This window comes from Borrelia hispanica CRI, from assembly GCF_000500065.1.
Taxonomy (GTDB): domain Bacteria; phylum Spirochaetota; class Spirochaetia; order Borreliales; family Borreliaceae; genus Borrelia; species Borrelia hispanica.
In genome coordinates, this window is sequence record NZ_AYOU01000122.1 from 1 (window position 1) to 2,807 (window position 2,807).

General features: G+C 26.2%; 2 protein-coding genes and 2 pseudogenes. 2 read left to right on the plus strand and 2 right to left on the minus strand.

Annotated elements, in window-relative coordinates:
• Window positions 1-305 (minus strand): Mlp family lipoprotein (locus tag U880_RS0105450; RefSeq protein WP_024654322.1); only part of this gene is annotated, 305 nt, incomplete at its 3' end.
• 166 nt (window positions 306-471) lie between these two features.
• Window positions 472-1,173, minus strand: coding sequence for a hypothetical protein (locus tag U880_RS0105455; RefSeq protein ID WP_024654321.1), 702 nt, complete (start codon window positions 1,171-1,173; stop codon window positions 472-474).
• A 152-nt stretch (window positions 1,174-1,325) separates the two neighbouring features.
• On the opposite strand from U880_RS0105455, the pseudogene U880_RS10140 reads away from it, so the two are divergent.
• A pseudogene (locus U880_RS10140) lies at window positions 1,326-1,865 on the plus strand (DUF603 domain-containing protein).
• 58 nt (window positions 1,866-1,923) lie between these two features.
• A pseudogene (locus U880_RS10145) lies at window positions 1,924-2,807 on the plus strand (PBSX family phage terminase large subunit); the annotation flags it as partial.

Here is a 2,807-nt window from a genome sequence, read left to right on the forward strand (position 1 = left end):
TCTCCTGTGCACTTTGCAAGTTCTGATTGAATGTGATCAAGAGCATCTTTTATTTTAGATTCGTCTTCATTTAAAAATTTATTAAATTCAGAGTCGCTACTTAAAGCTTCTTTTAAAAAATCTAGACCTTTGATTTGACTTTCACTTAATTTTTCTCTCAAGTTTTCTTCAGGTGTTTTTTGTGCTTCTACTTGTTGTTCTAAGTCTCTTTTATTTCTGCTCTTAATTCCTTTATTTGTGTTATTATCTTGTTTACAACTGCTCATTAGTAGTAATAAAATCAAGGTGAAATTGGTTATTTCCATATAAAATCTCCTCATTTTAATAGATATTTGTGATTTTAAAATATATAGCGATTATTGTTATGTGGTATGAATTACTTTGATTATTATATAATTAGCAACTACGAAATCGTAGTTGCTAAATGTTTACTTATTTTAAATTAACAATTTATTTTATTATTAATTTTTATTATGACAACATGTTTAATGTATTTGCATAGATTTTACTATTTTTATCTTCAAGTTCGTTTTTTATTGCTTGAAATATTTCTTTATTATTGTCGTATTTTTTAATTATTGTATGTATAAAATGCTCAAAAAATAAGCTTACATAGTTATTAGGGAAACCTGAGTTTGTATTCCCATACAGCTTTCCGTCATAGTGATGATTGTCTTTATATTTATCATGTAAATAATAGTAAAATGCTCCTTCGATGTATTGCATAGTAGTCTGATCATTGTCAAATCTTTTTAGTTTATTATATAATATATGATTATATGCGTAATTAAATGCCTTACTTAATTCTTTTTGTTCTTGTATATGTTTATCATCTAAGATCCAAGAACGAAATTTCTCGTATTTGTTGAATAAATTTTGCAATTCTTGATTTTTATTTTTATCTTGTTTAAGTCTCTTGTAAAATGCTGATCTATCTTTTTTAGATATATTAAGAGCATATATGAATATTTCAAATTTCATTTTTTCTTCAGTAGTTAAAGTTATATGAGCATGTTTTTGGAATTTGCTTTCTAGATCTTGAGGTTTTAATAAGTTATCTTGAGATTTAGTAGTTTGTACAGAGTCAGGCATTCTTTGACATGGGGTTTTATTTGCATTACAATTATATAATAATATAATGCAAAGTATTAATATACTTTTATTTTTATTCATATAATATTCTCCTTATTTATGAATTATAAATGATATTTTTCTTTGGATATATATTTATAAGCTTTTTTGATTGATTTTGTAAAATTATTATTTTGTTATAAAGTTTATGTTAAGCTAAATTAATTTTTGTTAATTTAGAAGGTTGAAGAGATATGAATAAAGTAAAGAAATCATTTGATGATTATATTGTGTATTTTAATGAAGGTAAGCTTAGTGATGCATAGATTAGTAAAGAGATGGGTGTAAGTCGTGTTAATGTATGTAAAATGAGACGTAGATGGGAGTCTAGAGAAAGCAATAATTTAGAAGAACATCCAAAAGTAACAATTAGTGAAGAAACTCTAAATAATGTGTTAATTCGTGCATCAGAACATAGTGCACAATCAAGTAGTATTAAAAGCCAGCTTCATATGGCTAGAAATAGATTGGGATTAAAATTTATTGCGTCATTTATAGTTTATTTAGATTTGGAGTTTAAATCATACAATCAAGAAATAAAGGTGTTAGAGAGCAAAATTGAAAGACTTCGAGAAGGAATTAATAATGAAGACGATCAAGATCTTAATAATAAGCTATGTGAACGTGACGAAGTTAAACGAGCAAAAGAACTTAAAAAAATGGAATTGTATTACCAAGCTATGCTTAAATTAAAAGCAGCTGATTTTGAATCACAAGTTAAATTTAAAATTTAAAGGATTATGTTGTGAATATATATGATCTACCTCTTTTTAAAAAGATGCAAAGGGAGTAAATACGTCATATTTTGAAATCGATTCTTTAAGAGTTAATTTATATGGTGGTGATAAAATAAGAGACTTTGAAAGATTTAGAGGATCGAATTCTGCTGTCATTTATGTTAATGAAGCAACAACGCTGCATAAAGAGACATTAAAAGAAGCGCTTAAGAGACTAAGAATAAAACCAGAGTTTATTATTTTTGATACTAATCCTGATCATCCAGAGCATTATTTTAAAACAGATTATATTGATAATAGCACGATATATTCTACATATAATTTTACGACATATGATAATGAGACAATTTCAAAGGAATTTATAAAGACTCAAGAAGAAATTTATAAAGACTTGCCAACATATAAAGCCAGTGTACTACTTGGAGAATGGGTTGCAAATAATGATGCGATATTTAGTAATATTAATATTATTAAAGAGTATGAATTTAAAAGTCCTATAGCTTATTTAGATCCTGCATATAGTAGTGGAGGAGATAATACTGCTCTTTGTGTTTTAGAGAAGGTATTGGATAAGTATTATGCATTTATATTTCAAGATCAAAAACCAGCTGTTGATCCATATGTTATGAATACAATAAAGATAATAATGGAGAATTTAAATGTTAATACTCTTTATATTGAAGATAGAGATGATATTAAAGGATCTGGTTCATTGACACGTGAATATGTTAAACTTCGAGATAATATGCAAAATTACTTTAGAATTGCACCAACAAGACCAAAAACAAATAAACACGCAAGAATTGTTTCTTTATTAACACCATTTACTTATAACAAGATGTATTTATTAGATTATAGTAGTCGTTCTGTATTTAGTGATATTTATTCATATAATGGAGATGGCAAAGTTCATGATGATGCTCTTGATGCATTATCAGC

Bases quoted from the DNA above. Each gene is read 5' to 3' on its own strand.
- U880_RS0105455 (WP_024654321.1), bottom strand. From the start codon at position 1,173: ATGAATAAAAATAAAAGTATATTAATACTTTGCATTATATTATTATAT.